Origin of the sequence: Paenibacillus doosanensis (assembly GCF_025060755.1) — a bacterium.
Lineage (GTDB): Bacteria > Bacillota > Bacilli > Paenibacillales > NBRC-103111 > Paenibacillus_S > Paenibacillus_S doosanensis.
Genome location: NZ_JANYUY010000078.1, coordinates 23863 through 29960 on the forward strand (window position 1 = coordinate 23863; position 6098 = coordinate 29960).

General features: G+C 57.6%; 6 protein-coding genes. 2 read left to right on the top strand and 4 right to left on the bottom strand.

The genetic code is table 11. The features are described from left to right. Positions 1 to 20: 20 nt before the first annotated feature. On the bottom strand, positions 21 to 1109 hold the full coding sequence (locus N0M98_RS31675) for a FecCD family ABC transporter permease (RefSeq protein WP_259620271.1): 1089 nt from the start codon (positions 1107 to 1109) through the stop codon (positions 21 to 23). After that, positions 1099 to 2139 (bottom strand): ABC transporter substrate-binding protein, encoded by a 1041-nt coding sequence (locus N0M98_RS31680; protein ID WP_259620272.1) that lies wholly within the window; start codon positions 2137 to 2139, stop codon positions 1099 to 1101. Before N0M98_RS31680 ends, N0M98_RS31675 begins: the two co-directional genes overlap by 11 nt. Before the next feature lie 273 nt (positions 2140 to 2412). Between N0M98_RS31680 and N0M98_RS31685 the strand changes: the two genes are divergently transcribed. Together N0M98_RS31685 and trhA are read left to right on the top strand one after the other, a co-directional pair. After that, complete coding sequence (locus N0M98_RS31685) at positions 2413 to 3771, top strand: poly-beta-1,6-N-acetyl-D-glucosamine N-deacetylase PgaB (RefSeq protein ID WP_259620273.1); 1359 nt, start codon at positions 2413 to 2415, stop codon at positions 3769 to 3771. A gap of 320 nt (positions 3772 to 4091) precedes the next feature. Further along, positions 4092 to 4736 (top strand): PAQR family membrane homeostasis protein TrhA, encoded by a 645-nt coding sequence (trhA, locus tag N0M98_RS31690; RefSeq protein WP_249863777.1) that lies wholly within the window; start codon positions 4092 to 4094, stop codon positions 4734 to 4736. 640 nt (positions 4737 to 5376) lie between these two features. Here trhA and N0M98_RS31695 read toward each other — a convergent pair. Together N0M98_RS31695 and N0M98_RS31700 are read right to left on the bottom strand one after the other, a co-directional pair. After that, on the bottom strand, positions 5377 to 5790 hold the full coding sequence (locus tag N0M98_RS31695) for a DUF4395 domain-containing protein (protein WP_249863778.1): 414 nt from the start codon (positions 5788 to 5790) through the stop codon (positions 5377 to 5379). A 69-nt stretch (positions 5791 to 5859) separates the two neighbouring features. Continuing rightward, positions 5860 to 6098, bottom strand: a 239-nt coding sequence (locus N0M98_RS31700; protein ID WP_259620274.1) for a topoisomerase C-terminal repeat-containing protein, incomplete at its 5' end; no start/stop codon positions are given.

Sequence of the window (6098 nt, forward strand, 5' to 3'; positions counted from 1 at the left end):
CGAACGAGCCGCCAGAACGCTCATACCCGATCCCCTTTCCTTCTTAACAAGTAGAGAAAAAACGGCGCGCCCAGCGCCCCCATAATAATGCCGACAGGCAGCTCCACCGGCGCAAAAATCAATCTCGCCACCGTATCGCAGCAAGTGACGACGCCGGCCCCCAGAAGCGCGGACGCCGGGATAAGCAGGCGATTATCGCCGCCGACCAGAAGCCGCGCGGAATGCGGCACGATCAATCCGACGAAGCCAAGCAAGCCGGCAACGCTGACGGCGCTTGCCGCAAGCAGCGTGCCGACGGCCGTCAGAAAAAGCCGAACGGCTTCCACCGGCAGCCCCAGGCTTCGCGCCTGAGCGTCTCCCAGCAGCAGCACGTTCATTTTGCCCGAACCGATAAGAGCAGCCGTAATGCCGATTAGCGTATACGGTAAAATAATACCGACATGAGGCCAGCTTTTGGCGGCCAACCCCCCGACAAGAAATACAAGCGCGCCGTGCACCCGGTCGCTGTAGAACGTTAACAGTGCCGAAATGCCCGATCCCAGAAAAGCGGATACCGCTACTCCGGCCAGAATGACCCGCATCGGGCTAATGCCGTTTTTCCAGGCTAGAAGATAGATGAACAGCGCGGCGGCCGTCGCACCGAGGAAGGCGACCGGCGTTAACATGCCCTGCATATGCGGAAACAAAATCAGAAGGATGATGCCCGACAGCCCGGCCCCCGAAGAGACCCCGATAATATGCGGGTCGGCGAGCGGATTTCGCATAACGCCTTGCAGCAGAACGCCGGCAACGGCGAGATTCGCTCCCACCAGCGCGGCGACGATCGTGCGCGGCAGCCTGATGTTCCACAGCACCTCCCGCAGCGCCCCCGTCTTACCGGTAAACAAATAACCCGCCACATCCTTGACAGGAATAGCCACCGCACCGCTCGCTACGCTGAAAAGAAGCGATAAACCGAGAAAGAGCATGATGAACAGCGCCGCTGCGGGCACTCGCACTCTCGTTCCCATCCTGTCGGTCCGCTCTCTTCCCGGCCGCGATTGGTTCTTCCTTTTCCCCTTCGGCGATGCATGAGCAGGCTGAACTTCGGCGGAAGGTTTAATCGGCATGGCCGTATATCTCCGGATACACAAGCTTGCCCATGTACAGAACAGACTCGTCGAGCTTCAAGCCGGGGTTCGTCAAAAACAAAGACGACGGGGCGATGATCATCCTTCCTTCCTTAACGGCCCTTAGCGAGCTCCAGGCAGGATTGCTCTGCAGATCCGACTTGATTTTCCGCTCCCCGGTATCCTTGCTGCCGTGAATGACGATAAAGATGTAATCGGGGTCCAGCTCCACCAGCTTTTCCAGACTATAAGGCGTCGTGGTCGGGCTCTTCTGCGAAGGCGTCAGCGTCTCCGCCACATTCGTCAGCTTGAGCAGCTTCGCTATTTCAAGTCCTGTCGTATCGCTGCGCTGCAGAGATATGCTGGCCGGCGTCACGTTCATCATCGCAAATGTTTTCGTCTCTGCCGGCAGCTTGGATAACAGCTGCTGCAAGCGCCCGTCCAGCGCGGCGAGCAGCTCCGTCGCATGAGGCTCCGTGCCGGCCAGCTTCCCCATCAGCTGGGTCTGCCGGATAATGTCTTCATAAGAATTCAGCCGCATCAGCGCCAACGGAATGCCGCTCGCCGCCAGCGCCTCCTGCAACGAGCTGTGAAATTGCGGGTGGCCGATGACCAAATCCGGCTTGAGCGCCACCAGCTGTTCCAAGCTCAGGCTGCTCATCTGTCCGACGCTGACCGCCTGCTCCGCTCCCTTGGGCGGCTGAATGTCCGGCGTATCCGTTCTTCCGACCGCTTGCCCGCCGACGGAATATAACAGATCCAAGTATTCCGGATTCAATACGACGATCCGCTCCGGCTTTTTGTGCAGCACCACCTGTTTGCCGGTGCTGTCCTCCCATTGCGCGAACACGGCGGCTTCCTGCGAGTTATTCCCGCCGGATGCGTTCACCGCCGCAGGAGCATCCGGAAGCTCTCCCCTGCCGGCAGGGGCCGTTCCCGCGGGTTCGGTTCCGCAGCCCGACAACAAAGCAATAGCCAATAGCGTGGAAACTACCGTTATGTAAGAAGCGTATCTCGGTTTTGACAGCAATCTGAACCTCTCCTCATTTTATCTAATTGTAATTTTTACTATAGTAATAATTACGATTTATAGTGTAATGGATTTCATTTCACCCGTCAATCGAAAATTGGCGTGCCGCAAGGTAAACACGCCCGGCCTCGCCGCCCGCCGTTTCAAACCGGCGACGATCAGCGCAGGCGGCCCCACGCTTTGGTATATATCCCGCTTTGAACGCCATATGCATAAAAGGGTATGATAGAATAACGGGCGGCGGTTGCTGCAGACTAGCGCGGAGGTGAGGCAATGAAATCTTTACTGGGTCCGTCCATTCAAATCGATCCGTCCTTCCCCTACTATTCGAACCGCTCCGAGCAGAGCATAGCCGATGAACTGCTGGCCGCAGGGTACCGTGTCGTTCATTATTTCGTAACCGACGAAACAAAAGTAAACGGCAAGCTGGTCGACCGATTGCACAGAGAGGGAATGACCGTCTGGGCTATGGTTCTCGGCAACGGCGCCTATACGACCGCCCATTTGCCGAAGGATTGGCCGGACTGGCAGATGCAGCTTCTGAAGCCGGTTCATGACGGCTATTATCGCCTCTCCCCTTTCAGCTACCGTTATACGGAATGGAAAAAGCAGGCCGCCGCAGATCTCGTGCGTACATATCCCTTTGACGGCTTCGAGATCGCGGAGCCGTATTTTCCCGAGTGGAACGGGCTGTCCAGCGGCGTCTACGGCGACTTGGGCCCCTATGCCCGGGCGCAGTTCAAGCTGCAATACGGCTCTCCCATCCCGGAATTTCGCTACTCCTCGTCGCCGCATTATTATAAAAGCAATCCGATCCTCTACCGGCAATGGATCGAGTTTCGCGTAGACGCCGTAAACCGGTTTTTGTTCGAAATCATCAACGGTCCCGGCGGTGTCCGGGAAGCGCGTCCCGATATTCGTATCGCGACGTGGTCGCTTGGGGTCGATGCGGGCCCGGACGCCGTCGGCAAGCTGCGGGAATACCAAGGCATCGACGCCGTGTCCATGGTCTCGACCGTCCGTCCCGACGCGCATTTCGTTCAGACGCATTGGCCCGATTGGATGCGCTGGAGACTGCCTGCGGACTACGCCAAACGCTACGAACCGTTCGTCGCAAGAGTCCGCGTGCTGCATCCCGGCTTGCCTCTGGGACTGCAGACGGATATCGGCTCCCTGAAGCCGATGCGGCGCTCCCGCGGTTGGCTGGAGCGGTTCGCCGCCGTATCCGGCGCGCTCGGTTATGCGACATGGACCGCTTACGAGCACCATCTTGGCAAGGCCATGTACACGGAGCAGCCGCAGCCGGTGCGGGCCGAACGGCATGGCGAAGAGCGAGTCAAGATCGTTTTTCAAAAGCGGGTTGATCCCGCCTCAGCCTCGCCGCCCGACCGATATGAGATCGTAACCGGCCGTAAGTCCTCGAGCCGCCCCTTATATCCGGATCATGTGAAGGTCGACGGGAGTACGGTCTGGCTCCGAAGCGGGCAATTCCCCAAGGAAGCGTTCGAATTGTCCGTCTCCGGTATTAAGGACACTCCCGAATTGTGGCTTTTTCCGGAAAAGCGCGGCAACGAGATGTCGGCCCCTTATCATATTAAGGTGGACGGCACGGACAAAAACTCCAGCCTCTGACGGGAGAACCGGGCATGTTGATTCATCGGTAGTACGCGGCCTGAAGAGGCCGCTTATTTTATCGATGTGACTTTCGATGTGATTTTCGATGGGATGCGATGCGATGGGATGCGAACCGATGCGCTTGCGTCAGGAGCGATGACGGTAGATTCCGGCCGACCATGATCATGTATCGTTGCGATCCGACCGGCGGTCTCGGTATGCCGTTCGGTCGCTTCAGTAAAATCACGCATGACTATGTTGGTAAAAAAACGAATTTTCGGGAATGATAGGATCAGCGGCGAACCGCTTATTTTATCGTAATCGGAGTGAATGCGAAGATGACTTCCACATCATGGAAGGAACAGAGGGCTAACGCGGTCAGCCACGGCTTCGGAGCCGTGCTAAGCGCGGCGGCGCTCATAATGCTGCTCATGCGATCATGGCAATCGGGCAATATGCTGACGCTGCTCGGGGGCGGCGTATTCGGAGCTTCGCTGCTACTGCTCTACGTCTCGTCTACTCTGCTGCACAGCTCCAAGGAGGAACGGCGGATCGCCGTTTATGAAACTTGGGATCACGCGGCCATCTATTTGCTTATCGCCGGAACCTACACCCCCTTCCTGCTCGCCCTCCGCTCGGAAACCGTGGGCGTCTGCATGTTGGCGGCCGTCTGGACGCTGGCGTTGATCGGCATTGCGATGAAGCTGAAGTATCCCGGGCGGTTTCTGCAGCTCTCGATAGGCCAATATTTGCTGATGGCCTGGCTGGTCGTGCTGATTATCCGTCCCCTGCAGCAGTTGATGCCGCCGGCGGGCGTCGCCTGGCTGGTAGCCGGCGTTATGCTGTACAGCACAGGCAGCATCTTCTATTTTTGGCGCCAAATGCGTTATCATCACGCTGTCTGGCATTGCTTCGTCGTCGCCGGAAGCGCCTGCCATTTCATCGCGGTGTACGGCTATGTCATGCCCCTCTTCAACCGCTGAAAATGCAGGTATGCCGGTACCGGCATGATTCATAAAAGCATGGCGATGGACTGGATTCGCGACTCGATTCGCGGGCTGCGGTCGATAGAGGTTTCCGCTCTCTAATCGCGGCCTACGGCCCATAGAGGTTTCCACTCGCTGTTGCAGCCGGATTTCTTTCATTTTGAATCTCTCATGCGGGAGGGAAATCCGGCTGCAAAGGCGACCGTTTACGCTTTTCCCACTTTCTCCCCGCCCGCTTGGCGCCGTACACTCGCAGCGGACACAGCGGCCGTTATATAAACCCTATCGGCCATTTTGGATTTCTAACGGACACAGCTGCAGCTACTGGCCCAGCGCAGCCTCCTTGGTCAAGCATTTCAGGCATTTAAGTTCCGTGATGTCCGTCCCGTTTAAAAAATGTCTGTTTACGGCGAATTTAGCTCCATGGCGTCCGTTAAACTTAGAGAAACGGTTCATGCAAGGTTCCACGCGCACGGACTGAGCCTCGGGACTGCCTCATCCCAACTTTCGGGGTGTTCGAGAGTCTGCCTATGCGGACAAAAAAACCTTCGCTCCGCTGAAGCTGCGACTCCGGACTGTTAGGCAATGCCTAACAATCGGAGCGTGCGGTTCGTAACGGATTGAAGGTTCATTTTGCTTATTTTCTTCTGAAATTTTTCTTGAACTGATAATAAAGGAAACAGCCGACGCAGTAGCCGCACAGCGCGGCCAGGGCTGCGGCCGCAACCATACCGGCGGCAATATAGCCGACGATCGAGTGGGCGTTCGCCAAGAAGGCTAGCGTCGCCACCGTCAATAAAGCTACGGCGATGGCATTGTTAAACCGCTGCAGCTCTCTCGCTTCCGTCGCCGCTCCGGCAATCCGGCCCTTCAGCAGCGGCGCCGCGGCGACGATAAACAAATTGCCGCGCGCTCCCTGCCATAAACCGATCACTTGGATGGCCCACAGCACGACGATGAAGGCGGGCTGCCGAAACAGCATAGCCAAAAGTATGAACAGAACAATTCCCGCTTGATTCGCCCTGACGTAAGGGACAGGTATTTCTTGCATGACGCGGCGCCTCCCTTTAAATATGAAATTTGGTCGCGATACGCTAAACGGCGATGTTCGAAGCGCCCGCTAAGTTGCGGACACGGACTCGACGGTGAGCCTCCCCGTAGACCGATCGGCCAGCGCCAGCCGGCCTTCGACCGGCCTGCCGTTCTCGTCGGTCAACTGCATAAGCGCGGTGCGGCCCTTCTCGATGAGGAAGCGCACCGCCGTCTCGGACAGCGAGGCGCCGAAGCTGTCCTTCCAGATGACAAAGCCGCAGCCGGCTTTGTATTCGGTGCAGCCGTAGCCGCGGCGGCCCATGATGA